This is a genomic window from Methanosarcina thermophila TM-1 (assembly GCF_000969885.1).
Classification (GTDB): Archaea; Halobacteriota; Methanosarcinia; order Methanosarcinales; family Methanosarcinaceae; genus Methanosarcina; species Methanosarcina thermophila.
On sequence record NZ_CP009501.1, the window covers coordinates 2,728,817 to 2,755,159 of the forward strand.

The 26,343-nt window shown below is 42.3% G+C and carries 21 protein-coding genes, 1 other RNA gene and 1 pseudogene; 15 read left to right on the forward strand and 8 right to left on the reverse strand.

What is annotated here, in order from left to right:
* Positions 1-31: 31 nt before the first annotated feature.
* The gene (locus tag MSTHT_RS11880; protein ID WP_048167965.1) at positions 32-790 is read right to left on the reverse strand and encodes an RNA methyltransferase; all 759 of its coding nucleotides are present in this window, start codon (positions 788-790) and stop codon (positions 32-34) included.
* 597 nt (positions 791-1,387) lie between these two features.
* Here MSTHT_RS11880 and MSTHT_RS11885 point away from each other — a divergent pair.
* The 7 genes from MSTHT_RS11885 to MSTHT_RS11920 all read left to right on the forward strand — a co-directional run bounded on the left by MSTHT_RS11885 (position 1,388) and on the right by MSTHT_RS11920 (position 8,746).
* Positions 1,388-2,065, forward strand: a complete 678-nt coding sequence (locus MSTHT_RS11885; protein ID WP_048167966.1) for a nitrite/sulfite reductase domain-containing protein — start codon at positions 1,388-1,390, stop codon at positions 2,063-2,065.
* A 556-nt stretch (positions 2,066-2,621) separates the two neighbouring features.
* Complete coding sequence (gene hdrE / locus MSTHT_RS11895) at positions 2,622-3,404, forward strand: dihydromethanophenazine:CoB--CoM heterodisulfide reductase subunit HdrE (RefSeq protein WP_048167968.1); 783 nt, start codon at positions 2,622-2,624, stop codon at positions 3,402-3,404.
* A gap of 4 nt (positions 3,405-3,408) precedes the next feature.
* Complete coding sequence (hdrD, locus tag MSTHT_RS11900; protein ID WP_048167969.1) at positions 3,409-4,638, forward strand: dihydromethanophenazine:CoB--CoM heterodisulfide reductase subunit HdrD; 1,230 nt, start codon at positions 3,409-3,411, stop codon at positions 4,636-4,638.
* A gap of 157 nt (positions 4,639-4,795) precedes the next feature.
* Complete coding sequence (locus MSTHT_RS11905) at positions 4,796-5,431, forward strand: DUF116 domain-containing protein (protein WP_048167970.1); 636 nt, start codon at positions 4,796-4,798, stop codon at positions 5,429-5,431.
* The gene (locus MSTHT_RS11910) at positions 5,424-6,044 is read left to right on the forward strand and encodes a DUF116 domain-containing protein (protein WP_048167971.1); all 621 of its coding nucleotides are present in this window, start codon (positions 5,424-5,426) and stop codon (positions 6,042-6,044) included. Before MSTHT_RS11905 ends, MSTHT_RS11910 begins: the two co-directional genes overlap by 8 nt.
* Before the next feature lie 220 nt (positions 6,045-6,264).
* Complete coding sequence (locus MSTHT_RS11915; RefSeq protein WP_048167972.1) at positions 6,265-7,389, forward strand: geranylgeranyl reductase family protein; 1,125 nt, start codon at positions 6,265-6,267, stop codon at positions 7,387-7,389.
* Positions 7,390-7,552: 163 nt separating this feature from the next.
* Positions 7,553-8,746, forward strand: a complete 1,194-nt coding sequence (locus tag MSTHT_RS11920; RefSeq protein WP_048167973.1) for a geranylgeranyl reductase family protein — start codon at positions 7,553-7,555, stop codon at positions 8,744-8,746.
* A 208-nt stretch (positions 8,747-8,954) separates the two neighbouring features.
* Here MSTHT_RS11920 and rnpB read toward each other — a convergent pair.
* An RNA gene (rnpB, locus tag MSTHT_RS13840) (RNase P RNA component) lies at positions 8,955-9,313 on the reverse strand.
* A 276-nt stretch (positions 9,314-9,589) separates the two neighbouring features.
* On the opposite strand from rnpB, the gene MSTHT_RS11925 reads away from it, so the two are divergent.
* From MSTHT_RS11925 to MSTHT_RS11940, 4 genes are all read left to right on the forward strand, one after another.
* On the forward strand, positions 9,590-10,729 hold the full coding sequence (locus tag MSTHT_RS11925) for a methanogenesis marker 9 domain-containing protein (protein WP_048167974.1): 1,140 nt from the start codon (positions 9,590-9,592) through the stop codon (positions 10,727-10,729).
* Positions 10,716-11,744: a triphosphoribosyl-dephospho-CoA synthase gene (locus MSTHT_RS11930; protein WP_048167975.1), complete on the forward strand. Its 1,029-nt coding sequence runs from the start codon at positions 10,716-10,718 to the stop codon at positions 11,742-11,744. Before MSTHT_RS11925 ends, MSTHT_RS11930 begins: the two co-directional genes overlap by 14 nt.
* Complete coding sequence (locus MSTHT_RS11935) at positions 11,741-12,379, forward strand: DUF447 domain-containing protein (protein ID WP_048167976.1); 639 nt, start codon at positions 11,741-11,743, stop codon at positions 12,377-12,379. Before MSTHT_RS11930 ends, MSTHT_RS11935 begins: the two co-directional genes overlap by 4 nt.
* 110 nt (positions 12,380-12,489) lie before the next feature.
* Complete coding sequence (locus MSTHT_RS11940; protein ID WP_048167977.1) at positions 12,490-13,209, forward strand: dihydromethanopterin reductase (acceptor); 720 nt, start codon at positions 12,490-12,492, stop codon at positions 13,207-13,209.
* A 110-nt stretch (positions 13,210-13,319) separates the two neighbouring features.
* On the opposite strand, the gene MSTHT_RS11945 is transcribed toward MSTHT_RS11940, so the two are convergent.
* Positions 13,320-14,324, reverse strand: coding sequence for a PHP domain-containing protein (locus MSTHT_RS11945; protein WP_374756215.1), 1,005 nt, complete (start codon positions 14,322-14,324; stop codon positions 13,320-13,322).
* 474 nt (positions 14,325-14,798) lie between these two features.
* Positions 14,799-15,902 (reverse strand): DUF1796 family putative cysteine peptidase, encoded by a 1,104-nt coding sequence (locus tag MSTHT_RS11950; RefSeq protein WP_048167978.1) that lies wholly within the window; start codon positions 15,900-15,902, stop codon positions 14,799-14,801.
* Between the two features lie 231 nt (positions 15,903-16,133).
* Between MSTHT_RS11950 and MSTHT_RS11955 the strand changes: the two genes are divergently transcribed.
* The 4 genes from MSTHT_RS11955 to MSTHT_RS11970 all read left to right on the forward strand — a co-directional run bounded on the left by MSTHT_RS11955 (position 16,134) and on the right by MSTHT_RS11970 (position 20,381).
* Positions 16,134-17,498, forward strand: a complete 1,365-nt coding sequence (locus tag MSTHT_RS11955; RefSeq protein ID WP_048167979.1) for an NAD-dependent succinate-semialdehyde dehydrogenase — start codon at positions 16,134-16,136, stop codon at positions 17,496-17,498.
* A gap of 95 nt (positions 17,499-17,593) precedes the next feature.
* Positions 17,594-17,974 carry a peptide chain release factor 1 gene (locus MSTHT_RS11960; protein ID WP_231588089.1) on the forward strand — a complete coding sequence of 127 codons (381 nt, stop codon included), beginning with the start codon at positions 17,594-17,596 and terminating at the stop codon, positions 17,972-17,974.
* A gap of 476 nt (positions 17,975-18,450) precedes the next feature.
* Positions 18,451-19,512, forward strand: coding sequence for a glycoside hydrolase family 130 protein (locus tag MSTHT_RS11965; RefSeq protein ID WP_082086839.1), 1,062 nt, complete (start codon positions 18,451-18,453; stop codon positions 19,510-19,512).
* A 557-nt stretch (positions 19,513-20,069) separates the two neighbouring features.
* Entirely contained in the window at positions 20,070-20,381 is a 312-nt protein-coding gene (locus MSTHT_RS11970) for a putative quinol monooxygenase (protein ID WP_048167981.1), read from the forward strand.
* 220 nt (positions 20,382-20,601) lie between these two features.
* Here the strand turns inward: MSTHT_RS11970 and MSTHT_RS11975 are convergent, their stop codons facing one another.
* The 4 genes and pseudogenes from MSTHT_RS11975 to MSTHT_RS11985 all read right to left on the reverse strand — a co-directional run bounded on the left by MSTHT_RS11975 (position 20,602) and on the right by MSTHT_RS11985 (position 26,260).
* Positions 20,602-21,693: an alkene reductase gene (locus tag MSTHT_RS11975; RefSeq protein WP_048167982.1), complete on the reverse strand. Its 1,092-nt coding sequence runs from the start codon at positions 21,691-21,693 to the stop codon at positions 20,602-20,604.
* 247 nt (positions 21,694-21,940) lie between these two features.
* Positions 21,941-23,302 carry an amylo-alpha-1,6-glucosidase gene (locus MSTHT_RS15230; protein WP_231588261.1) on the reverse strand — a complete coding sequence of 454 codons (1,362 nt, stop codon included), beginning with the start codon at positions 23,300-23,302 and terminating at the stop codon, positions 21,941-21,943.
* A 165-nt stretch (positions 23,303-23,467) separates the two neighbouring features.
* Positions 23,468-24,124 (reverse strand): annotated as a pseudogene (locus tag MSTHT_RS15235) (glycogen debranching N-terminal domain-containing protein); the annotation flags it as partial.
* An 861-nt stretch (positions 24,125-24,985) separates the two neighbouring features.
* Positions 24,986-26,260, reverse strand: a complete 1,275-nt coding sequence (locus tag MSTHT_RS11985) for an adenylosuccinate synthase (protein WP_048167983.1) — start codon at positions 26,258-26,260, stop codon at positions 24,986-24,988.
* Positions 26,261-26,343: the final 83 nt, after the last annotated feature.

Here is a 26,343-nt window from a genome sequence, read left to right on the forward strand (position 1 = left end):
ATAATAAATTGATGTAAGAACAGGTTTATTCTCATATGAACCTTTCCATGCTCTCCGAAATTTTTGGTTCTTGACCTCCGGACTCTTTTAACGGATATCCCATTTTTCTCTCAATTCCTCTTATTACACCCCTTAAAGTCTGAACTTCCCTTGGAGTTAGTCCTGCTCTTCCGAGAATCCTCCGCAGCATCAGGAAAGTTTTATCTCTTTTATGAGGGCGATAATCGATTTCCTCCAGCAGTTTCTCCAAATGCTCATATAGAAGCTGGAGATCAAATCCATCGGCAAGCGGATTGTTCCCTCCTTCCAGATCAGAGAGTTCATAAAGCACCACTGCAACAGCATGTGAAAGATTCATAATTGGATAAATTTCGGAAGTCGGAATCGTTATGAGCATATCGAAGCTTTTGAGCTCATCATTGCTAAAACCGTTGTCTTCGCGTCCGAAAAGAAGTGCAATTGTTCCGCTGTAACCTTTAAATTTCTCTTTGAGTTCTCTTGGAGTATAAAGTGGAAGACGTATGTGCTCTCCGGTTTTCAAACTTGTCACTCCGGTAGTCCCTATCCTCAGATCTGCACCTTTTACAGCCTCTTCAAGTGTAGAGGTAATTCTTGCCCTTTCAAGCACATCTCTTGCATGGGACGACATGGCTCTTGCCTCCCCTTCGAGTTTACAGGGATTTACAAGCACAAGGTCGGTGTATCCGAAGTTTTTCATAGCTCTTGCTACAGATCCAACATTTCCCTGATACATGGGCTCTACAAGTATTACACGAATATCAAGTGACAAATCTCTCAATCCTTTTTTAGAATTAGTTTTCAAGTGTGATTGCATCTACCATACAGACAGTCACACACATTTTGCAGCCCTTTCTTTTTTGTAATGTTCTTTCCGGTTGAACTCAGAAGCCTTATTTATCCTCCCAAATATATTAATCTTAAGTCCTTATTTATCTGAGCCAGGTTCATACCTGAAACTTTTCTGGGCTTCCTAAAGTTACTGCATTGAATTCCCTGGTTTTACCACAGGCTGGGTTACATCAGGGATGCAATTTTATATTGTTTCGAGCAGATATACTCTCTGGATCTGAAATCTTTTTTCGGACCCAAATTTACTTAGTCAGGAAAAACGCCGGAATATCGGATTCTTCACCTTCTGATGGGGGTTTAATTTTCAGGGGGCTGAAGTGGAATTCACTGTAATCTGCTAATTTACCCAGGAGCCAATTGGTTTTATGGAGTTAGCTTTACTTCCGATTTTCCGATATCGGTTTCAGATTAAAGAATATAGAAATATAAGGCACATAGCAATCGAATTGTGAAAAAAAGCTAAATGAATAAATTTTAAAATAGGCATGTAATTAATTGAGTTAGGGGGTGTATAAATATGGTAAGTCGTGAATATGTGAAAGGTGACCTTCCAGAGAAAGCCGCAATCCTGCAAAGAGATGGTGAAACATATGCAATTGCTCCCCACATTCCAGGAGGAATTGTATACCCGGAAACGCTCAGGAAGATAGCTGACATCGCAGAGAAATACGGGGCTGCTGCTCTGAAAATAACTTCAGCTCAGCGAATAGCAATTGTAGGGTTGAAAGAAGAAGATCTGGATGCGGCATGGGGAGAGCTGAATCTAAAACCCGGGGCTGCAATAGGGCTCTGTGTCCGGAGTATTAAAATCTGTCCCGGAACTACCTTCTGCAAGAGGGGCAAGCAGGATGCTGTCGGGCTTGGGTTAAAGCTAGATGAAAAGTATCACGGGATGCAGCTTCCGTCCAAGTTCAAGATGGCGGTCTCCGGCTGCCCGAACTCGTGTTCCGAGCCTATGATAAAGGATATAGGGCTCATGGGCACGGCAAAAGGCTATACCCTGTCTGTAGGAGGCAGTGCAGGCCCGCGTCCAAGACTGGGAAATGTGGTAGCGAAGAATCTTACGGAAGAGCAGGCTCTAGAACTTGTCGAAAGAATAATTAACTTCTATAAGGGATATCCAAAGCAAAGAAGAATTGGAGAAGTAATTGACGAGATGGGACTTGAAAAATTCAAAGCCGAAGTAGGATTGTGAAGAGCTCTCCCAAAACCGTTGCGCCGCTTGACCACGCCGTCATGCCGTTTTCGATAAAACCTTTTCTCAAAAGGTTTTTGATCAAACTTTTTTCTAAAAAGTTTGTGCCGCAACTGTTTTATGAAAAGGATTGTGAGGAGGCTTTCAATTTAATTTTTCTTTTCCTCACTTTTGCTTTTCATATTTTTTTAGTTTGATTTCTTACTTTCCAGACTGAAAAGGTTTTATATAATTAATTTATAATTTATATTTTATAATTTAAATATTATATTTTCCAGTTTTACTTTTTTCTACCTCTCTTTGATTACTTCTATTCTTCTCATTTTACTACTCAGTGGGCTTTTCTATATATTGCATTAATAAAGATAACGTTTAAATATAATAGATACAAAGACTTACAGAATATTCAAACCTTATGCAAACAGTCGCAGCGGTTATCATTCTGTCTTTATTATCATAGACGCATCATTGACATCTGTAACATGACAATTGTAAAAGCAATACTAGCTCCCAGTTTTTGATCTATACATAGGAGGAAGAAATTATTAGTGAGGAAATGGTTTATTTTTCTGGGCTCTCGGATGCACTGAGAATCACATTTGTCCAGATGATGATACTTAGCGCAATAGCCATTGTGATTTTCTTATATGGTATGATTATTACCTTGCAGAAATGGGGGTCAGGAGCCACAGGTTACGCTCTTGAGCCTCAGGAAGGAAAGAGAGGAAGTGCAATCACATTCTTAAAGACCTGGTGGAAACAGGTAACTGAAAAATCTCCCCATGGTCATGGAAAGCCCATCCTTGAGATTCTCATTCTTGACATCCTTTTCCAGAGGAGAATTCTCAAGAGAAGCGGTCTTCGCTGGGTCATGCACATCTTGATTTTCGCGGGCTGGATGACCCTCTTTGCTCTATCAGGACTCATGTTTTCAGTTGAATTGACTCATATGATCGGAATTGAACTCCCGTTTACCCCCCATATGTTTAGAGAATGGCTCTCCATTCCGAACTATATCTTCGGATATATCCTGCTTATAGGGGTTCTTATAGCAATAGTAAGAAGACTGTTTGTATCTGAAGTCAGGGAAGCTTCTATTATGTATGATTGGGTTTTGATCGGAGTAGTTTTCTTAGTTACTATTTCCGGTTTTCTTGCTGATGGGATCCGAACAGGACTTATCTGGGACTTTGGGCTTGACCCCTCATTAGCTCCCCCAGCAGCACTCTTCCATTCCGTAATTTCCCTGCTCTTCTGTATTGCATTTATTCCATACAGTAAATATATTCACATAATCGCCATACCGCTTGCATTACTTGCAAACAAAGGAGGCGAGTAATAAAATGGCAAAACGTAACCCTTCAATCGATACAAAGAATCTCACTGCAGTCCAGCTTATGGAACTTGATGCCTGTGTTCGCTGCGGTGAATGTGTAAAATGGTGTCCAACTTATGCCGCTTCTGGCGAGAAGCCAGGATTAGCCCCTAGAGACAAGATCCTGCGCTGGAGGCAATACATGAACAAGTCCTACGGACTTAAGGCAAGGCTCTTTGGTCCGCAGGAAATCCCAATTTCAGAGCTTGAAGAATTCAAGGATGATGTGCACGGCTGTACTACCTGCGGTATCTGTTCAACTGTCTGTGAAGCAGGCATTAACACCGTGGAACTCTGGGAATCTATGAGAGCAAACCTTGTAAAGAAAGGTATAGGTCCTTATGGGAAGCAGAACATGTTCCCGAAACTTATTGGGCAGTACCGCAACCCTTACATGAAGGATCAAAAAGACAGGCTTGCCTGGGTTCCCCCAGATGTGAAAATTGAAGACAAAGCCGATATTGTCTACTTCACCGGCTGTACTGCAGGATATAATCAGCTCGCCTTAGCCTTTGCGACCTCACGTGTGCTCAACAAACTGGGTATTAAGTTTGCTATGCTTGGTGAAGATGAATGGTGCTGTGGCTCAGCCCTTATCAGGACAGGTCAGGCACATATCAATAACGTGCCCTACGAACTTGCGAAACACAATGTTGAAGCTATCCAGAAGAAGGGTGCCAAGAAGGTCCTTTTTGCATGTGCAGGTTGTTTCCGCGCTGCAAAGGTCGACTGGCCCAGGCTTCTCGGCAAAGAGCTGCCTTTTGAGGTTGTCCACGTTTCAGAGTTCCTTGCAGGCTTGATAAAAGAAGGCAAAATTAAATGGGAGAAGTCTATTAACAAGACCGTTACTTACCACGACCCCTGCCACCTTGGCCGTCACGTAGGCGTCTTTGATGCCCCCAGATATGTGCTATCCCACATTCCAGGTGTTAAGTTTGTCGAGATGGACAGAATAAAAGAATTCCAGCGCTGCTGTGGAGCTGGCGGTGGTGTAAAGGCAGGTCTCCCTGATCTTGCTATGGCAGTCGCAGAATCCAGGGTTAAGGATGCTCTTGATACCAAGGCAGATATCCTTTCCAGCTGCTGCCCATTCTGTAAGAGAAACCTGATGGATGGTCGGGACTCACTCAAAGTTGACCTTGTTGTCGAGGACGTCATTGAGCTTGTTGCAGAGGCTCTGAACCTTGAGACTAAATAACCGAAAGAAGTAAGCCTGGTAACTTCCAGCCTTCTTTATTTCCCCCCTTTTTTAATTTTTATATTTCTCTCTTTTCCAGGCTTTCTTTACTTCCCTTTTTTTATTTTACGCTATTTTATAGCAAGACTTAAATATCGACACTTCCTTCCCCTTAAACATGTATATGCCTTACGAATTTTTAGGGAAAATATTTGTAATCCTGGTATTATTTACACTGGCAGGAACCGGGATTGCCTTGATTATTGGGGCATATTCATTCAAAAATCACAGAATTATTTTTCCGGGATTTGTATTGTTTACGCTTTATCTTTTCTATTCCCCTGCAAAATGGCTTTGTAAAGTTTTCAGGATAAGGGATACCCTTGTTGACGATATCCTCATTGATGTCCGAAACGCTGTTATGCATGATGATTTCCAGCAAGTTAAAGGTAAGAAAATTCTGCTCCTTCCTCAATGTCTGCGCCATCCAAACTGTAAAGCAAGGTGTGATCCCATACACGGATATGAATGTAAACGATGTGGACTATGTGACATCTCAAAAATCTCCGAAGCTGCTGACAGGTGCAATTTCAAAGTTTTTATAGTGCCTGGAGGAAGTTTTGTTAAAAAGATTTTTAAGGAGTATAAGCCTGAAGCCTGCCTGGGAGTCGCCTGTTATAACGAGCTTTCCGAAAATATGCAGGCTGTATCCTTTGTTCCTGTGCAAGGCGTTCTTCTTCTAAGAGATGGATGCTTTAATACTGAAGCCAATGTTGAGGAAATCATTCAAAAAATGGAGATGTGTAATGTATAACATCATCGGAAAGGTTCTCTTCTATTTTATAATTGTCTCCCTTCTTCTTTCTGGTATAGCTCTGTTTGTCAGCAGACGAAGTCTGACGGGAAACATTTACCTTGCAGGTTTTTTTGCAAATGTGCTTGATTTCTTTTATCTGCCTTTAAGACAACTTTTCCTTAAATTTTCCGATACACGAATTCTGGATAAGTGGATGGCATCTCTGAAAAACCGAGCCTATAAGTCTGATTTTGCAAAAACAAAAAAGAGGATTCTTCTGGCTCCACACTGCATGCGGAGTCTTGACTGCCCGGCTTATTCTACTCAGACAGGGATACAGTGTAAATCCTGTGGAAAATGCGTCTTTACTCAACTGAAAAAAGATGCTGAGAAATATGGGTATAAATTATTCATTGTTACAGGTTCCTCTTTTATAAAGAATATCCTTAAAATGGAAGCTGCCGATGGTGTCCTTATGATTGCCTGCGATTACGAAATCAACAAGGTAATGCGTGCCCTCAAAGGAAAAAACGTTGCAAGCTATGGTATTCCTATGGAAAGGGACGGCTGCTTCGGTACCGAGGTGGATTACCAGAAAGTTTTGGATGTTTTTGAAATTTTTAAGAATTAAAAAAATAAGTAAAAATAAAGGGTTTTTATACTTTTCTTTCTTTTCATACCCTTTAATGAGAATTTATCTTTTTATCCTGACAATTTCCCCTTCTTTCGGCTTTCCTTTCCTCATTATATCGCAATTTTAAATTGATATCAACACCTTAAACTAGCTAATCTAGCTTAATTATATAAAATAGACTCAAGATACTCTGGATATTTTTAGAGGTGCTATTCGCATGTATGACGTAATTATTATAGGTGGTGGTCCCTCCGGAGCCTCAGCCGGAAGAAGGGCAGGAAAACTTGGGCTGAAGACCCTGCTGCTTGAGAAGATGAAATTCCCCAGATATAAGCCCTGTGGCGGAGGACTTTCGGAGCATGCACTGTCTTATCTTGATTTCGAACTCCCTCAGGATATTGTTGAGTGGGAAGTCACAGGGGCAAATGTGATTTTTAGGGATCAGTCAATTGAAGTACATAAAGACCATCGCCTGTCTGTACTTGTCTCCAGGGATAAGTTTGATAATTTCCTTCTTGAAAAGGCAAAAGAAACAGGAATTGAAGTCCATACCGGAGAAAAAGCTCTTTGCTGCAGGGAAATGCCTGACTGCGTTGAGGTGGATACCAGCGAGGGCACATACCGGGCAAAATTTGCGATAATCTCGGAAGGCGCCCAGGGGGTTGTCAAAACCTGTGTGCGAACCACAGATAATAGAGAAGAGTATGGAATCTGTGTTGTCACTGAAGTTCCTGCGGATGAAAAAGAAATTGAAGAGCGTCTGGGAAAAACTGTAGAACTACACTTTGGCGTTGCTGGCGGGGGATATGGCTGGATCTTTCCTCACAGAACCTATTATTCTGTCGGTATTGGAGGGGTTATCAAGGATTTCCCGCATCCCAAAAAGTCCATGCTCGAGTTCCTGAAGAAAAATGGCTTTTCCGGAGAGTATAAACTTCATGGGCATAAAATTCCCTGGGGAGGGATTAAGCGGAAAGTCGTGGGTTCAAGAGTCCTTCTAAGTGGAGATGCTGCTGGATATGTAGATTCTTTCTTGGGTGAGGGGATTGCCTATGCAATCTGTTCAGGGCAGTTTGCGGCTGATGTAATCGCAGAAATTTGCTTGCAAGGCAAAAGCCTTAAAGATCTGAGCAGATATGAGGCTCTCTGCCAAGCAGAATTTGGGACTCATCTCAAGTATTCATTTATATTTTCCAGGATAATGCACCGTCTTCCTGATCGGGCATTTAAGATCTTCACATCAGGTGATAAAATGATCAATAAGTATCTTGAGGTTGTGGATTACAAAATTGACTATAAGGATTACCTGCACTGGGTTCTCCTGAATTTTAAACTTAAGTAACCGAATTGATAAAAACTTCTTAAGAGTTTTAACTTTTCAGGTATTCTTTTTCTTTCCTTTACCTTTTTATCACTCCAGCTTTAATATATTTTGAGGGCAGATTATTTCTAGGTTATTTCTATTTGTATATGAATGCCCCTATTCCATAACTAGGTGTCTTACAATGTACGATCTAATTATAGTAGGAGGAGGACCTTCAGGAGCATCGGCAGGAAGGACAGCCGGGAAAAGGGGACTTTTAACCCTTTTAATTGAAAAAGAACATTTTCCGAGGTACAAACCCTGTGGAGGGGCTCTATCCTCTTACGGTTTATCCTGCCTGGATTTTAAGCTCCCTGAACAGGTAATCGAGAGAAATATCTCAAAGGTAAGGGTTCATTTCCGAGATCGCTTTGTAGAGGGAGTGAAAGAATCTGATCTCGCCCTGCTTATTTCCAGGAAAGTTTTTGATAACTTTCTGCTTGAGAAAGCCAGAGAAACCGGAATTGAGGTTCATACAGGAGAAAAAGTTCTGGATTGCATTGAAAAGGATGATCATGTTGAAGTCAGGACTACGGATAATACCTACTTGGGCAGGTTCGTGCTTATTGCAGAAGGTTCTGGTGGGACCCTTAAATATAAAGTAAGGCTGAGAGACAAAAGAACAGATTACGGGCTAGCTCTTACATCGGAAATCCCTGCTGAGGATGAAGCAATAAGAACCCGGCTCCCGGAAACTATAGATATTCATTTCGGGATTGCACAGGGAGGGTATGGCTGGATCTTTCCTCATTCAGGATATTACTCTGTAGGGATCGTTGGAACAGCTCAGTACCTGAAGCATCCGAAAAAAGTACTGCTGGACTTTTTGCAGGAAAACAATTTACCAGGTAATTTTCCTATCCATTCCCATATTATCCCCAAAGGCGGGATTAAAAGAAAAATCGTCAGTTCAAGGCTGCTCCTGAGCGGAGATGCAGCCGGGTTTGTAGATGCTTTTACGGGAGAAGGCATTGCATACGCTATCCGATCAGGACAACTTGCTGCGGAAGCAGTTGCCAATCTTGTTATGTATAGCCAGAAATTAAGCAGCCTTAAAGCCTACGAATCCAGCTGCAGGAAGGAGTTGGGTAATTATCTTGCCGGTTCTCTTAAAATGGAAAAAATAATGCACCGCTTTCCTGGGGTCTCTTTTAAACTGGCTGTCAACAACAGCGAGATCCTGGATAAATATCTGGACGAAGTGGTAATTGGCAGGAATTATAAAGATTACATCCGCTGGTTATTATTGAATTTCTGCCTGGCTGAACCTGTCTCCAGAATAAAGTCTCTTACACTGGAAGGGTCCGACAAAAGTGATACAAGAAAGGAAAAATAAGCACAGAGATAATTAAAAATATAAAGAAGATTTAAAAACACAAAGAAGATTTAAAAACACAAAGAAGATTTAAAAACACAAAAAAGGGTTTAAAAACGCAAAGATGATTTAAAAACACAGAAAGGATTTTAAAAAACGTAAAGGTGATTTAAAAACATTAGCAGAACAGAGAATGTGAGTAGAATAACAGAATAAAGCAAGTTTATGCGAGTGAGGCGTGTAAGCTCCCTTCTGTTGCTGCAAAAATTTCCTGTCACCCATCAGTGAAGGAAACGATCCCTGAGGACTCTTGCAGTGACGGCATTCAGCTATGCGTTTACAAACAATCGGGAGAGTCCGGAATGCTCTTTCTTCCCGATATTCCAACTTGCACCCACGAGGATTCGCCGTTTCATCCATTCTTCCCTGAGACCTCAGCGCTAGCATCATCGCATTTTCAGGGAGTGGTTCCGTTTCTGTGCCAGAGCCCGGGCTCTCGCCCGACATCCTTTACAGATGTTCGTGTATCCGGAGCGGTGGGGAGACTTTCCTCAGACCTGAAGGCCCGGCAGCCGTCCAGCCTCTCTCGCATTTTACTTGTGATCGCGTCTATATATTTTTCTAATTATATATATTTTTGGAAGACCGCATAGGTTAAAGGCATATTGTTTCCTTATACTTTATATAAATTTTATGTGTTTGAAGTGCGTCCAAATATTAATATATACGCATTATAATTTATAAGTTATAGATGGACTTTTTTCCATCTCCAAGACCTGTCCGAAAGGAGCTTATCGATAATTTGATATCAGACAGTAATTATAATTTGTGTCAGCTTGCAGGCTCATTTTCAAGAGGTAAAACATGAGTGATTATCTATTCAATTTGTGTACTGGATATGTCCGTTTTAAAAACCCCATTGTACTGGCGCCTATGGCAGGAATTGTCGATAGCGCTTTTGCCAACCAGTATGCAAGCAATGCCGGGCTGGTAGTTCTTGGAGCCTTCAATCTGGATGAGGCTTCAATAGCCGTTGCTTCAAAACTTGCTGCCCGGGGTAGAAAAGAGTTCATTTCCGATGAACCTATGGAACTAATAAAAAAGGAAATCCGGGCAGTTACGTCCGGGAGTGCAGTTGCGGTAAATGTGAGGAGTACCACGCTTGAACCCCTCATTGAAGCTGCAAAAATTGTTAAAGAAGAGGGAGCGATCCTTGAGTTAAATGCTCACTGCAGGCAGCCTGAAATGCTCGAAGCCGGAATAGGAGAATCCCTTCTCCACGATCTTCCACGCCTTTCAGCCTGGATCAGAGCCATAAAAGAGACCGGAGTCGTACTTTCCGTAAAAGTAAGGGCAAATGTTGTCAATGATACCGAACTTGCAAGGCTTATAGATAAGTCGGGTGCGGATATTATACATGTTGATGCCGCAATGGAAGGCTTCGGAGCCGATCTTGATGCAATCCTTAATTACAGGGATGCCACAAGGCTGTTCCTTATAGGAAATAATTCGGTCACGGATTTTGAGGCTGCAAAGGATATGTTTTCCCGGGGAGCCGATATGGTCTCTGTTGCCAGGGGAGTCCTTGAGAATCCTAAGCTTATAGATGAACTGGTAGAAAACGTAACGCTTTACCAGAAGTCAATAGGCTGGTATAATGCTCCTAAGCACGTTTGCAGTGAAGGAGACTTCAGGGCGCTGGCTTTCTGCTGCCTGCCTGTAAAACCCTGCCCTGTGCACGAAAAATTCCGAAAACTTGGATATACAGCAGAAGAGTTTGCCAGGACAAAGCTCGAGTTTGCGAAGGGTACAATGCTGGAATATGGAGGAGACACATGTTTCGGAAGCCTTGTCTGGTGCTGTAAAATCACCAAGCCCTGCTGGATCAGGGATGGGGTGTTACACACGATCGGCCTCTCTGACGTAGAATATATGAAGCTTAAAAAACAACTGGCAGATTACGTACTCGATCACGCCAGAATCCCAGTAAATGAATCCGACTAATACTGGCTTTGCCTGCCCTGTATCCGGATGGGCAGAAAACCCACAGATTTCAAGCTTTATTGCACGCTGTGCCCAGCTTGCTATGCTGCTTGAAGTCTCAGCCTCGCCCAAGCCAGGGAATGTGGACAGGGAACATAACTATCCTGATACGTGCTTTGAACATTTCGTAGCTTCTTCTGTAAGTGTTTACCCTGTTATTGAGCAGGCTGCTAGAAGCAGAAGCGGCATAGGGATGCTTATTCGAAGTGCAGTTTGCGAGAGTTCAGCCTGGCAGAATGGAGGAAATACTCATTTCGGGGCTTTTCTATTACTCATTCCTCTCTCAATGGCTGCTGGAGAACTTCTCAATTCAAGCAGAATAGTCCCTTACAAGCTTTTACCTGAAGAATTCGAAGTCCTTGCTGCAAATGCACATGCCTTTGTACGGGCTACGAACTGTGAGGATGCTGTCGAGTTCTACAGGGCTTTTGAAGTGGCAGGCGTCAGGGTTAACAGCGTGGACGAATTCAGCCTTGAAGACTCCGACTCAACTGCCAAACTCAGAGCGCAGGAAGTTACTCTTTACGAACTCATGGAAATCGCCAGGGGGTACGACCTGATTGCAAATGAATGGACCTCAGGTTTTGGCCGCTGCCTGGAGGGAGCAAAAATTATAACTGGGTTCATGCAGGCTCAAACCCAGAAAGCTGAAACTTCGGTTTCCAATTGTTCGGGTACAGGTATAAACGAAGCTATCGTGTACACTTTCCTAAAATTGCTTTCCAGGCACAGGGATACTTTCATCGAGACCAAATTCGATAAAGCCACGGCAGAATATGTATCCTCAAGGGCAGGCGAGATTCTCTCAACCTGGGAGACTTTTTCAGGTTCGAAAGCCAGGGACTTTGCAGCTTTGCTTCCAGCTGTACAGGAATTTGATTCCGAACTTCTCAGGAAGAGAATTAATCCTGGTTCGACAGCAGACATTATTATAGCTGGACTGTTCATTGCTCTTCTGGGGGGACTGCGCTTTTGACAGGATTTCTCCCTGATTATGGAAAAAATGAAAGCGAATCCTCCACTGTCGAGCTTTCTTCTTTCGGGATTCGGGAAGGCATTTCCGAAGTGATCGTCAGCACAGGTGTAGAATCTCCTAATGCTGCCCCTATTGGAATAATCGTGAAAGGTGGAAGGACTTTTGTCAGGCTTTTCAAAGGCACTCATACCTGGGAAAACGTACTTAAAGAAAGGTATCTTGCGGCAAACGTAGTTTACAACTCCCTGCTTTTTGTACGTTCGACTTTTTCCGATCTTGAGCTGTCGGAATTTGATTATGTCCCTGTTCACGGGCTAAATTTTCCGGTTTTAAAGGAAGCCGCAGCCTGGGTCATTTTTGAGTGCGTCAATATCAAGGATACTGACCAGGCGCTTGTAGCCGATCTAATTCCTGTAAAAGCAGGCTTCAATGAAGCTAATTTGAAAAGCCTGCCTGTGCCCAACAGGGGGTTCAATGCCGTGCTTGAGGCAGCTGTCCATGCAACTCGCTACCAGCTTACAGGCGAGGAGAAATATATTGAACTGATTCGCCGCTATGAATCTCTGGCTTCAAAGTGCGGGGGAGAAAGCGAGAAAAAGGCTATGAAATTAATTTATCAAATCCTGGGTTTGTGAGTATTTTCTGGTTGGATTTGTCCTTTAATTGAAAGTTTTATTTTTTGTTTTCATTGCCCTGAGCCTTTTTTAGAAAATTATATTATCTTCCTCAGGTATGACTACTTTCTATGAGTTTTAAAAGGATCGCGTGGGGCATTACGGGTGCCGGGCATTTCTTGGACCGCAGTTACCAGGTCTTTAAGGAAATTAAGCTCAGAAGCCCAGATGTTTCCGTAAACACATTTATCTCCAGGGCTGCCGAGGAGGTTTTACGCATGTATGGGCTTGAACAAAAGCTTGTTAAAATCTCCGACGGCGATTATCTTGAAGAAATCTTCCGGGAAAGCGAGCAGGGTTCAAGTTCTCCGAAAGTAGGGCGTTTCTTGCTTGGCAGATATGACGCCCTGTTTATTACGCCAGCAACCTCAAACACGGTTTCGAAAATTGCTTATGGGATTGCGGACTCCCTTGTAACCAATGCCGTTGCCCAGGCTGTAAAAGGAAGAGTGCCTGTTTATGTTGTGCCAGTAGATATCGAAGGTTCAATAGTCTCGGAAATGCCCTATAATATCGATCGAAAACAGTGCAGGCATTGCGAGGACTGTCCTCCGCGAGAAAACTGCCCTCATGGAGCAATAACTGAGAGAAATGGTTTAACTGACCAGATAGAGCTTTTGAAATGCAAGGGCTGCGGGATTTGCAAAGAGCTCTGCCCTTATGGCGCAATAAAAGGCGGGCCTGTGGAAATTCTGGTCAGAGATGTAGATAAACGTAATGTTGAGATTATAAAAAGTTTGCAGGGAATTACTGTGCTTGAAAGTCCTGAAAAAATTTTGGATTTCTTTTAATCCCTTCTTTTTTTAATTCCTTTTTCTTTTAATTCCTTTTTTCTTTTAATTCCTTTTTTCTTTTAATTCCTTTTTTCTTTTAATCCTTTCCCGATTCTCTCTTTTTATTTTTATTTTTTGATTTCTATTTGTTTTTCAATCTCCTTTGCGAGATTTTTTTCTGCATGCAGATAGAATGAAGCCGGAAGCCCTGTGTTTGAAATCATATAGAGCAGATTCATAGTTTTCCGGTTGAGCCCGGGAAAACAGTTTAACAGTGTACTTCTTGAAATTCTAACCATTGCATCAAGAGATTTTATTCCTGTAAGATAACTTTTTATATCGCTGCTTTTCTGGCTTTTTTCAAAAATCAGGTCTATCCAGGTATTCATTTCCTCTATCAGAAGCTCCCTGGTAAGGTTTTTGGGGACAATGTAGTTATTCCCCTTTTCTATATTCGCGAAAAACTCCCTGAAATTGTCGCCTTTTGCAAGGGTATACACTTCCCCGAATCTCCCGGTATGAGCGTCGGTTGTCGCAACAATGCCTTTTCCGAATTTTTCAGCCAGGGCGATAGTAAGTTCATTCTTCTGCTTGAGCTCATGCATATTGTACTCCAGTACAGGGAAAAGTTTTGCCAGTCTCGGTACTGCTGAAGGGTTCGGCTCACGATGGAATTCGAACCAGAATGGGTGGTTGTATATATATGGAAGCTTATGCCGCCTGAGATATTTTATAAAACTTTTCAGGTCATGTTCGATCTCTGAAATTTCTCTGAGTTCAAAGAACTCTTCCCTGTCAAATTCAAAAATGTTAATATGAAGGCTATGTCCTGCAAATTCAGGGTCATAAACACTCATCTCAACCCCGGGAATGAGCTTTTCACGATCCCATCCGAGAATATCGTATGCTTCTATGGTATCGTGGTCCGTAAACGTGATATAATCCATTCCGAGCTTGAGTGCTTTCTCATAAAGGTTTTCCGGATGCATGTCTTTAACAGGAAGTACGTCGAAAGAACAAGTGGTATGAATGTGCAGATCTGCTCGCTTCCACCCCTCTTCTATAAGCTCGGCTGCCTTTTCCGGAGCTATCAGTCTCTCCTCGTAGTTCCTTTGCCTTCTTCCCATAGGCATAAAACCCGACAATTCAATTTAATCTTGATTATTTTTATTAAGTATTAAATTTCTCCCCAATATATTATATCTTTTTTTAAGATTAAGGTTTTCCGAATGGATTTATCGGGATTCAGGTTTGTCTGATTTGCAAATAAAACATTATTAAATGTCTTTTTGATATTTTAGCATCCCTCCACACTTCTGTTCTATCCTTGTCATCATATTTATAAATATACTGAAATATTTCTATATTTTCTCAAAATATCGGTGATTAACTGTGGATTTGTTTAGAATTTCCCGCCTTTTTTGAAAAACTTGAAAGGAATTCAAAAAATAAATTTTTTTGGAAAAACGGAATTCTTAAATAACTTTAGGAATTAGCCTTTTAATCGGTTTTGGAAGCAGCCTTTAATTGGTTTTATATCTGCAGCTGTATCAGCCACTTTCTTTGTTTTGGCATGAAAATTTTCTACAAGGCAGAAAGCAATTTCATCAGGAAAATTTTATCTCATCAAATAGAACGGCTAACATTCTCGAATCTGCCGATTCTCCAATAGAGAGGGGAGATATTGGAGATTCATGAATAAAATCTATAACTAAATACCCGTTTTCCATATTAATGTCTTTTAAATCAAATTCATGAGAATAGCCGCCTTTTGTAAAATCCATGCTTCCTACACATTTTCCATTTACATACACTAAGCTGCTATTATTTTTATATGAACTACATTTTACGGTCATTTTTTTAGGTTTTGTATTTACTTTTAACCCTATTCTTGTTTTATTTCCTATTGACCACCTGCCATGAGGTTCAGGGTGGGATAAACCCAGATAAACAAACCTGTTATTATCATCATGTTTACCATGGGAACTTTTAAAATTAAGGCGATTATTCTTTAAAGGAAGCACTTCGGAAAGATAAATCGTTTTATGCGAGAAATTAATGGAAAAGTGGCTGAGGATATTCTTCCAGTGCAAATCCGATCCTGGCCAGTTGCTCTCGTCATGGTATACTCTTGCAAGGTAGATATTATCATCTATTTTATTTATCTCGGAAATTTTTTCGGAGCAAAGATAAACTACCAGGATATCGAAGTCCAGTTGTGGGAAACCAGAACTTATTGTTTCTTTTATTCTGTATACGTCTTGGAGATCCTCTTCAGATCCCACAAATATAACAAACAGGGCATTTTCGGATCTTCTGCACCATTCATAAAACCTATTGATCCGCCGATTATATTTCTCCATTACCTTGCTGTACTCACTTCTGGAGATCTTACTTCCAGTCTCCTTAAAATCATGGACCGATAGAAGCCAGTTCAACCTGTCCCTTACTAAAAATTTCCCATCTCTTCTTCCCTCGATTTCCAGGTTCTCATACCGAAAAAAATCTTCAAAATTATTTTTTATTAAATAGTTTACTCTTTCGGGAGATCCTACTATCCAGTCAAAAGGTCCTGCAAAAAGTCTCAGGCTATTCTGTTCCATTTTACTGGCAACTATGCAGGCTGCTCCAAGACTTACCGCAAAATCATATGATCGACCGTTCCTGAGATCCTGACCTAAAGAACCGACAATCTCATCGCTAGAATTCATGAGTGGTTATCTTTGAGACTATGGAATAAATCTTTTGTTTGAAGTGAAGGATATCCTGTCCTTGTGGGCTCTGAGCATAGTTCTTCTCTATCTTTATCGGCAGCTTTCTTTCCTCCAAAAAACAGTTTTAATGTTGAACCCAAGATTTTTCTTCCTCTTCAGATTCTATTTCTCCTTAAATTATAATACTGGGAATCTTAATACTAATAATGACTCTTTTTCGGGGGGAGTATGAAGATTAAGTCAATTAATCCTTATACTGAAGAGGTAAACTGGACATATGACTCGTTTTCTTTCGCAGAGTGCGAGGCCAAAATTGAAAACTCCAGGGCTGCTTTTTCAGTTTGGAGTTTACTGCCTGTGGAGGAAAGGGCAAAGCATTTCACACGGGTCTCCAGTGTCCTTCGGCAAAATACTGAGATCTATGCCGAAATTATTACCAAGGAAATGGGAAAACCTATCAGGCAATCAAGGCACGAGATTGAAAAATGCGCCTGGCTTTGCGATTATTACGCAGAAAATGCAGCAGAATTTCTGAAAGACGAGATTGTGGATACGGGAGCTGAGAAAAGTTATGTAGCTTTTGAGCCACTCGGGGTAATTTTTGGGATAATGCCCTGGAATTTTCCTTTCTGGCAGGTCTTCAGGTTTGCAGTGCCCACAATGTGTGCAGGAAATGTATGCGTTATCAAACATGCATCAAATGTGCCAAGGTCGGCACTAGAGATTGAGAAAGTTTTTATTGAAGCCGGGTTTCTAGAAAACGTTTTTACTTCCCTTTTAATTGACGCGAAGACTGCAAGGGAAATTATTGAAAAAGAAATGGTAGATGGAGTTTCGCTTACCGGCAGCGTAGGTGCAGGCTCGGAGATAGGGGAACTTGCCGGAAAACTGATCAAGCCTGTTGTGCTGGAACTGGGAGGTTCAGATCCTTTTATAGTACTTGAGGATGCTGACATTGAGAAAGCTGCGCAGGCGGCTGTAAAGTCCCGATTCCTGAATGCCGGGCAGAGCTGTATTGCTGCCAAGCGGCTCATTGTTGTAGAGGACATTGCTGTGGATTTCTTCAAGGCATTTGAACGCCGCGTGCAGGAACTGAAAATCGGGGATCCTATGGATGAGGAAACCGATATAGGACCGATTGCAAAGAATGAATTTCTCAATAGTCTTGAGAGGGTTTTGAGAGATGCGAAAAAGAACGGTGCAAAACCCCATATTTACGGAGAAAAGCCTGAAAGAGGTTTTTTCTTCAATCCAGTTATTATCCCCGCAGCCAGTATAAATATGGAAGTATGCAATGTCGAGGTTTTCGGACCAATTGCCCCAATAATCACTGTAAAAGATGAGAATGAGGCTGTAGAAATTGCAAATTCTACCATATACGGGCTCGCGGCCAAAATCTGGTCTCAAGACCTGGAAAGGGCTGAAAGGCTCGCAAAAAGAATAAAGTGTGGGTCTATATCTATCAATGGAATGATTAAATCCGATCCCAGGCTGCCTTTTGGTGGAGTAAAAAAATCCGGAGTAGGGCGAGAACTTTCCCAGTATGGGCTCAGGGGATTTGTAAATATAAAGACAGTCGTTGTCAATAAATAAAGAGTAATTTTTAGATAAATAGTGTTATTGTCAATAAATAAGGAGGAATTTTTAAATAAATAGTGCCTTTGACATCCAATAGTTAGGGGGGAAATGTGTTGTCTGAATCAACTAAACAGGATATAATGTCCAGATTAACCAGATTAGAACAGAAAATTAACGATCTGGATAGAAGTTCAGATGCTCTTATAGATGAATTAGAGAGTTTGCAAGCTGTAGCCAGAGAATTAAATATGACAGACTTTGTTGATAAATTCGATGAATACCTCGAAGAGGTAGGACAGATTAAAGAAGATCTAAGCTGCAAATTATCTGATGAAATCGAAGATGAACAGATGAGGGAACTGGTAGAATCAAGGATGAAAACCATTCCGGCGGAAATTGAAACTCTAAGGAACGAATACAATGATGCTCGCAGTAAACTCGCAGAGATCAGGGAAGAATTAAGAAGAATAAGAGTGAATAAGCAGGACTAAATGTTACACGGTTTAATACTGAGCCTTTTTACATAGAATATGGCAACCATGATCTTTGTATAGAATACATAGAATATTAAAATCGGTAAGCCTGCGTTTAAGCCTATTAACACTCAAAATGGAGCCTGCACTACTCCTACCAACTGATGCGGGTTTCAATATATTTTAAAGATAGTTATTAAGAAATTTATTTAACTTTTTTAGCCGGATAACATTTCACCGGGTTCGAGCACATTCCTTAAAAAATTTAATGTTACAGGAGGTCATGCATTTTTCAATAGGTTTTCAATTGACTTTATTAGGCTGAAAAATATAGAAATAAATATATGACGTAGTTCGTTTCAATAATTTAGAGCTTTTTATTCTGAAAATTTCTACAGAGCTCAAAAAAATTCTTCAGTATAGTATCCAACCTAAGTAAGCGACATGTTCTGCAAAAAAGCCGCTATTAACAAATCAGGCAGAATGAGGTAGATATGATGTGGAAAGATCATGGAGAGCTATTTAAGAGGAACATTAAAAACCCTATACTTACCGTCGATGATTGGCCGTATCGAGCTCACTCCGTATTTAACCCTGCAGCAGCTATAGTTAATGGGACAACTTTATTAATGGTGCGTGTCGAGGATCATCGAGGCTTTTCTCACTTTACAGTAGCCAGGAGTGAAAACGGGATTGATGGCTGGGAAATTGACCCTGAGCCAACCTTTATGCCAGACCCTGAAAATTACCCTGAAGAAATATACGGCATTGAAGACCCGCGTATAACTTATATAGACGAGATGGGAAAATGGGCTGTAGCATATACGGCTTTTTCTGATTCCGGTCCATTAACAGCTCTTGCATTTACCAAGGATTTCCGTAATTTTGAACGGGTAGGAGCTACCCTGCCGCCCGAAAATAAAGATGCTGCCGTTTTTCCTGTAAGATTTAAAGGCAAATGGGCAATGTTACACAGGCCTGTATCTGGTATGGCGGGCGCAAAGGCAAATATCTGGATCTCCTTTTCTCCAGATATGAAATACTGGGGAGAACACGAAGTTCTTCTTTATGCTCGAGAAGGCGGATGGTGGGACGCCCGAAAAATCGGATTATCCCCGCAGCCATTACGTACACCTGATGGGTGGCTAATCATGTATCATGGAGTACGCCAGACAACGGCTAAAGCAAGTTATAGGCTTGGGCTAGCTCTTCTTGATCTTGAGGATCCCAGAAAAGTGCTCCACAGGTCGGAAGGCTGGGTTTTCGGACCGCGTGAAATGTATGAACGCAGTGGGGATGTTAATGATGTTGTTTTCCCTTGCGGATGGGTTGTTGTAGATGATGAACTCCGTATTTATTACGGAAGCGCGGATACTTCTGTGTCATTAGCTACTGCAAAAATGAGTGATGTCCTGGAGTACATACATCAATGCCCGGAAACTCAATGCCCCGAGGAGCACTGCAGATGGTTTGAAGAAAGCAGGAGACCTTCAAATGAAGCTAAAGATGGCGTTAAAATAATAGTCAAAAGTAAAACTCCATCAGTACATAGTTGATGTTTTCACCTACTGGTTTCCAGTATTAAGTATAAAGTATAATTGAATATGATTGCATTTTCACAGACCGAACCAGATTCGTCCGCACCAGGGTAGGGAACGAAATCTGGTCCAGAGCTTATCATCGACAGATTTGAGATGAGGCTCATCGAAGAAGTCAAATCTGGTCTTGAACTTTTCACGAAGCTCGCGAAAGAGAATCTATAAAAACTGGAAGACGGGCGAGGGGCGTAAGAACTTTGGCGTAAACAGGGCGTTAAGAGATTCTTATGCCCAGGCTCTTATTTTTTATCAAAATTGCTTGAGTAATTTGCGAATTCGCTCCAAAACCTATAGTCAAAGTATGAATGATAGAAAACAGCATAGTTCCCAATTTTAGAAAATTGCAGCAATTATGATTCTTCTCTTGAATTAGAAAGGAAGCATTTGAAGCTGGTTGTCTTTCACGGAAACATAAGGAATGTGAAATAATTTTGGAACAAATAATAACCATAAGTATATAACTGCATATCTCACAAGTCTATACGGGGAGGAATAAATTCGGCGGGTGAAAGACAATGGGGGTTAAAGAAATAATATATGCAGTTGAGATCTGGTCTGTGAAGCAGGGAAAAGAGGAAGAGTTTCTGAAAATCTGGACAGATCTGGCTAACTGGACTAAGGATAATGAGATGTGTAACACTGGAGCTGTCCTGTTGCAAGATCTAGAACAAAAGAACCGGTTTATATCATTTGGTTCGTGGAAAACTCCAGCTTGCGTGCAGGCATGGCGAGAGCAACCGGAATTTAAAGCAGCTTTTGTGAAACTGAAAGAATTGTGTGATGAGATAAAACTGAGCACAATGAAAAACGTATTTAGTATTTCATAAGGCACTATGTGATGTAAAATTAGCAATGTAATTTGTTAAAAGAAAAATAAGAGAGTTCTCTATAGTCTGCGGGGTTGGGATAAATTTTCAGTAAGCTCTGAGACCAGTCCGAAGGTCAGCACCAGTTGTGCAAAATCTTCGAGATATGAGATTTTTTCAGCTAATGTATAACCTGTAAACTATCCATCCTCGCAGACTTACAGTAAAACCTTTTTAATCATCATCTATCGGTCAGTGTCGGATAGTCCGTGTAGCCTTTCTCGCCGCCCACGTAGAATGTAGCCACGTCTGGCTCGTTTAGCGGCGCATTTTGCCTGAAACGCTTCGGCAGGTCAGGATTTGCGAGGAATGGTACCCCGAAAGAGATCAGGTCGGCTTCGCCGCTGGCAATAGCTTCGTTTCCACTCTGGAGATCATAGCCGCCGTTCAGTATTAGCGTCCTTTCAAAAATTTTGCGCAGGGTAGGCCCAAGCCGTGTTTTGGGTGGCACAAACCCCATCCTGCCTCCGATAGGCTCGATTAGATGAAGGTACCCCATGCCGATTTTGTTAAGCTCTCTGGCGAGATAGGAAAATGTTTCCCTTGGATTAGCATCCGACATAGAATGACCGGTATTGTGAGGAGAGATGCGATAGCCAACACGGTTGCCACCCCATACCTCAATTACAGCTTTTGCGACTTCAAGAGGCAGACGGGCACGGTTCTCAAGGCTACCGCCGTACTCATCAGTTCGCGTGTTAGATCCGCTCCGCAGGAACTGGTCAAGGAGGTAGCCGTTAGCGCCATGAATTTCTACGCCATCGAAACCCGCCGTTTTGGCGTTTTCTGCTGCCTGCCGGAACTGTCTGACGATGTCCGGTATTTCGTTGGTTTCAAGAGCCCTGGGTACTGGTATTGGCTTTTTTCCACTTGGCGTGTGGACAGTACCTTCGACTGGTAGCGCGGATGGTGCAACGGGCAGAGCGCCCCCCAGGAGGTCGGGGTGAGAGATTCGCCCTACGTGCCAGAGCTGGATGAAAATCCTGCCGCCAGCCTGGTGGACGGCGTCCGTCACCTTTTTCCAGCCAGCGACCTGTGCTGCAGAGTAAATACCTGGTGTATGAATGTAGCCCACTCCTTGTGGGCTAACCTGCGAACCCTCGGTGATAATCATGCCGGCAGAGGCTCGCTGCACATAATAAGTAGCCATCAAAGGAACCGGAACATCGCCATCCCCTGCGCGGTTGCGAGTCATTGGCGCCATTACTATACGGTTTGGCAGTATGAGATCGCCCATCTTATACTGTGAAAAAAGGTTTATGTCTCTTTCCATGATAACCCCCTCTTTAAGCCTGACTGGTTGCCAGTTCGAGTTTCTCAGATTTTCTTATTTTCTCGCTCTCGGTGGAGAGATCATAATCCATAAACTTAAATGACATGCTTTTGGATCAGAAAAATTCCTTTATTTTTCCGGTATGAGGCAGACGCTTATGGTTACATTGATGTTTTTGCCATATGCCCCCCCCCTGATTTTATTGTTAATTCTGTTTTCTTCAATTTCTTTCCGTTCAGTTCCGGCGTTAATACTTTATGAGCACATTAATATCCCCACTCCTCTTGGATACGTTAACCAGTGTCTCTTCTTCAACGCGCCTGAAATTCAGATCCGTCAAAGTGTTGCCAACCTTCACGTTGTTGAACTGCACGTTATCCAGCCATGAAGGCAGATGAGGTCTATTGATAATTAGCCGGTTATTCAGAGCATCAGGAGTTATGCCCAGGCAGGCGGTTAACATATATGGTATGGCACCGGATGCCCACGCCTGCGGGCTACAGGCTACCGGGTATTTAACAGGGATACCATACTCTGAGCGCGTCAGCCCACCAAAGCATTCCGGCAGACGGAAGTCGTCGAACTCTCTTGCCGCCTCATACATGCCTGTAAATAATAAGGACATCTCTTTGATGAACCCGTACTTTCTCAAGCCCATAGTAATTATCGCATTGTCATGAGGCCAGACCGTGCCGTTGTGATAGCCTAGAGGGTTGTATCGCTTCTCCTTCGAGGACAGCGTGCGAATCCCCCATTCGGTGAACATATCGTCTCTGAAGATCCTGTTGACCAGACATTTTGCGTATCTTTGATCAATGATTTCTGTCCACAAACACTGCGCTGGATTAGATGATATCACGTCGCACACGCCGTCAGCATCCAGTGCCTGGGCGAAAAATTGCTTGTCTTCCATCCAGAACTCACGGTTAAACCTTTCTTTCAGTTCCTCTGCTTCCCTCTCCAGTCTGGCAGCGTCGCTTTTTCGACCTATCCGTCTGAAAAGCGGTGCGAGTCCTTTTTTTGCCATATACACATATCCCTGTGCTTCGGCAACGGCAATAGGTTGTTTTGCCAGAGTTCCATCTGAACGGCTGATAGAGTCTGGAGAGTCTTTCCAACCATGATTGTAAATACCTAATGGGGATTTCACCGCATAGTAGATAAAGCCATTTCCTTCCATGTTGGCGTGAACATCGATCCATTCAAGCGCCCGATCCACATTGTTTTCCAGCAGCTTGACCAGTTCGATATCCCCTGTCCAATTCACATATTCGGTCAGGAGGATAAGGAACAGGGGCGTGGCGTCCACAGTGCCATAGTACGGGGTCTGAGGAATCAGTTTCAGGTTCGCCAGTTCTCCACGCCTCAATTCGTGAGCTATTTTACCGGGCTCCTGATCCCTCCAATCATCTGAGCTGTTGCTCTGGAATTTTGCGTTCACCAGCAATGTGCCTTTTGCCAGCTCTGCATCAAAAGGTAATATCTGGAGTGCCGAGATAATGCTATCTCTCCCGAATAATGTGTCGTACCAGGGTATCCCAGCGGCATGAAATACATCTCCATTAAGGTTCATACGCATCATGTTCAGGTCAGCCAGCGAGCGAGCCATGATGCTGTTGAAAATGTTGTTGCTGGTCGGTATATTGTTGCAGTATTCAAGAGCAGCGGTGTGGGATCCTATAATCTGGTTTATTCGCTCATCAGGAGTTTTTACTGGTCGTTCAGGTTCCTGACCAGGTTTAATTTCCTCGACAGAGATTTCTAAATTAATGGTCTGTAACCCGTGTGAGGTTATATTCAGCTCGAAGGTGCATATTTTCCCTTCTACCTTCGTAGGCAATGGGTCAAATGCGATTATCGTGTTGCGGCGAAGCCTGTCCTCTCCCTCGTAGGATAAATAAAGTTTTTTACCATCGAATCTGGCTGGTAACACTTTTCCAGCTGTAGGAGGGACAATACCCCTGATGGTGAACATATCTGCAAAATCTGCATCGAACTCAAAATTCAGTTCCAATGTTACGGGGAAGGTGTTAAAGTTCCGGATAGTATGGCTTTGCTGGATGCAGCCAGGTATAGTCGTGGTCATAATGCCGAGGAGCGTTTCTTTAGCGATGACGGTGCCTGTGCAATCTTTCATTTCCGGGTTGGTGACTATAAGCGTCGATATAAAACCTCTCTCATCACTGGATAGAACCTGTGTCGGAGGCACATCCATGAGTCTTATGTGAAAACCGCTCAGGTATCTGCAGTCATGATAGTAGAGGCCATACCCATAGTTTTCTATGATAGGGATCTCGCCATCCTCTTGCGTTATGAATGCCAGCTCATTATCCCGTATGACCATCTTGTCGATAATGCTGCTGGACAAGGTATGCTTCTTGTGTATATCCCACGCTTCGCGAATTCCCTCTCGTTCAGAAGGTCTTAGCATGTAAATTCCTCATAATCCAGTATTTGTTTTATATAGTGGCTGCAACCCTTGGATGGCTCCTTTCACGCTTGATAGGAGAACATCCCATCTATACCCTCGACAAACTCTTACTGACCCTGTTGCAGAATGAAGGTAAAGCTGATTAAGTCTGGTCTACATTGAACTACGAAACCTTTTCTGTATACTTTCACTATTATCCTGCCACTACTTTGAGAATTATCTTAGCCATCTGGGGGTAAAAACTAATATAATTATAGTGGAAATTTATTTAAATATTCGCAGTTTGTCCGATAATTTCGGTAGTCAAATTACAATAACTTATTCTGAAAAATCAAAATGAATGTGTTATAATAATTACAAAATTTAAAATACCGTATCTGGTCTGGCGCTTTATTCTCAGTTTTTAAAGAATCTCCCAGAATATCGAAAACCTTGATAGTCCTGGCATGCAGCTTTTAACTTCCCTTGTAGATCAGCTTAATGACTTGCGAAACTGGGTAAATGAATAGTTAGCTTGGCATGCAGCTTTTAACTTCCCTTGTAGATCATCTGGATGGGGAGTCTGAATTGAGAAGTAATGACGGCACAGAGTTCACTATGAGATTTACAGTAATAGAAAAAGATAATCTGGCTCAAAACGACTTAAATAGCAAGAAAACGAATTAGAATCTGGTAATAAACAGGTTATAAAAGCGAAATTGGTTATAATAATTTAGATTATAAGTAAGCGAAGTCGGTTATATAATTTGATTACGAATAAGCTAATTAGGTTATAAATAAGCTGGATATGTAATATTATTACATACCCTATATTTCGCATTCATTTTTCTGTAACTCATGATGCAAGCTTGCAGAATAAGATCATTCTTTTTTGAAGGTTTGTGCCCTGCCCGGACCTACGGAGATATAATTAATGGGCACTTTCATGAGTTCCTCAAGCCTTGTAACATAGTTTTTGGCGTTTTCCGGAAGTTCTTTGTAGGATTTTACCTTGGTGAGGTCAGTTTCCCAGCCTGGAAGATCCTCGTAAACAGGCGTGCACTCGGCAAGATCCTCGGTAAGTTCGGGAGGATAGTCGATATTTTCTCCTCTGAGGGTGTAGCTTGTGCAGATCCGAATTGGATCAAGTCCTGTAAGTACGTCCAGTTTGGTAAGTGAAATCTCGGTGTAGCCATTTAGGGCAATAGCTTTCTTCAGCAGAGGCAGATCGAACCATCCACATCTTCTGCTCCTGCCTGTAGTTGTCCCAAATTCTCCTCCAGCTTTCTGTATTCTTTCTCCAAGTTCGCCTGTGAGCTCTGTGGGAAGTGGGCCTTCGCCTACCCTTGTGATGTATGCTTTTACTATAGCAATCACATTATCCACTCTTGTGGGACCGACTCCGAGGTTGGCACAGGCAGAACCTGCAATTGTAGAAGAAGATGTCACGAATTTCTGGGTCCCATGTATGACGTCGAGATGAGTTCCCTGGGCAGCTTCAGCCATTACGTGTTTTCCTTCATCAAGAGCCTTGTTGATTTCTCTGGAAACATCGGTTACATAAGTGGCAAACTGCCTGCCAAGTTCAAGGTATCTCTCTATTAGCGCAGGATCTCGGACGATTTTAGGATCTCCTCCCATTGCTGCAATTTCCTTCTCTTTCTGGGGAGCAAGTTCTTCAAGCTTTGCAAGAAAACGTTCGCGGTCTATAAGTTCAGCCATGCGGATTTCGTCTCTTGCTACTTTATCGATGTAAGCATATCCTATTCCGCGTTTTGTAGTTCCAATTTTTTTTTCCCTGGAAGCTTCCCTTAGCCCGTCAAGCTCTATATGATAGGGCATGATTATGCTGGTCTTCGCATCGACTCCCAGTTTTCTGGAGTCTACTTTTATGCCGTGTTTCTCAAGCATTGCGATTTCTTCGGCAAGAACCTCAGGATTAAGGACAACCCCAGGCCCGATTAGAACTCTGGAATCAAGCAGAATACCTGAAGGGATCAGGTGCAATTTGTAAACTTCATCTCCTACTCTTACCGTATGGCCCGCATTGTTCCCTCCTTGGAAGCGGGCAACAATGTCGTAATCTTTTGCAAGAAGGTCAACAATTTTGCCTTTTCCCTCATCACCAAACTGCGCGCCTGTGATTATCGTAAACATAAAGCCCTGATTCGGGTTTAACCATTAATAACTTTTTTGTTCCAAGCCTTTTCAAAAAAGGCTTGTGGGACAGAAATAGCAGG

Excerpts from the sequence above, each read along its gene's own strand:
- hdrE (WP_048167968.1), top strand. The coding sequence starts at position 2,622 with ATGGTTTATTTTTCTGGGCTCTCGGATGCACTGAGAATCACATTTGTC.
- MSTHT_RS15230 (WP_231588261.1), bottom strand. The coding sequence starts at position 23,302 with ATGGCTCGCTCGCTGGCTGACCTGAACATGATGCGTATGAACCTTAAT.
- MSTHT_RS11920 (WP_048167973.1), top strand. The coding sequence starts at position 7,553 with ATGTACGATCTAATTATAGTAGGAGGAGGACCTTCAGGAGCATCGGCA.
- MSTHT_RS11950 (WP_048167978.1), bottom strand. The coding sequence starts at position 15,902 with ATGAATTCTAGCGATGAGATTGTCGGTTCTTTAGGTCAGGATCTCAGG.
- MSTHT_RS11940 (WP_048167977.1), top strand. The coding sequence starts at position 12,490 with ATGAGTTTTAAAAGGATCGCGTGGGGCATTACGGGTGCCGGGCATTTC.
- MSTHT_RS11970 (WP_048167981.1), top strand. The coding sequence starts at position 20,070 with ATGGGGGTTAAAGAAATAATATATGCAGTTGAGATCTGGTCTGTGAAG.
- MSTHT_RS11985 (WP_048167983.1), bottom strand. The coding sequence starts at position 26,260 with ATGTTTACGATAATCACAGGCGCGCAGTTTGGTGATGAGGGAAAAGGC.
- MSTHT_RS11885 (WP_048167966.1), top strand. The coding sequence starts at position 1,388 with ATGGTAAGTCGTGAATATGTGAAAGGTGACCTTCCAGAGAAAGCCGCA.
- MSTHT_RS11955 (WP_048167979.1), top strand. The coding sequence starts at position 16,134 with ATGAAGATTAAGTCAATTAATCCTTATACTGAAGAGGTAAACTGGACA.
- MSTHT_RS11905 (WP_048167970.1), top strand. The coding sequence starts at position 4,796 with ATGTATATGCCTTACGAATTTTTAGGGAAAATATTTGTAATCCTGGTA.
- MSTHT_RS11915 (WP_048167972.1), top strand. The coding sequence starts at position 6,265 with ATGTATGACGTAATTATTATAGGTGGTGGTCCCTCCGGAGCCTCAGCC.
- hdrD (WP_048167969.1), top strand. The coding sequence starts at position 3,409 with ATGGCAAAACGTAACCCTTCAATCGATACAAAGAATCTCACTGCAGTC.
- MSTHT_RS11930 (WP_048167975.1), top strand. The coding sequence starts at position 10,716 with ATGAATCCGACTAATACTGGCTTTGCCTGCCCTGTATCCGGATGGGCA.
- MSTHT_RS11965 (WP_082086839.1), top strand. The coding sequence starts at position 18,451 with ATGATGTGGAAAGATCATGGAGAGCTATTTAAGAGGAACATTAAAAAC.
- MSTHT_RS11910 (WP_048167971.1), top strand. The coding sequence starts at position 5,424 with ATGTATAACATCATCGGAAAGGTTCTCTTCTATTTTATAATTGTCTCC.
- MSTHT_RS11975 (WP_048167982.1), bottom strand. The coding sequence starts at position 21,693 with ATGGAAAGAGACATAAACCTTTTTTCACAGTATAAGATGGGCGATCTC.
- MSTHT_RS11945 (WP_374756215.1), bottom strand. The coding sequence starts at position 14,324 with ATGCCTATGGGAAGAAGGCAAAGGAACTACGAGGAGAGACTGATAGCT.
- MSTHT_RS11925 (WP_048167974.1), top strand. The coding sequence starts at position 9,590 with ATGAGTGATTATCTATTCAATTTGTGTACTGGATATGTCCGTTTTAAA.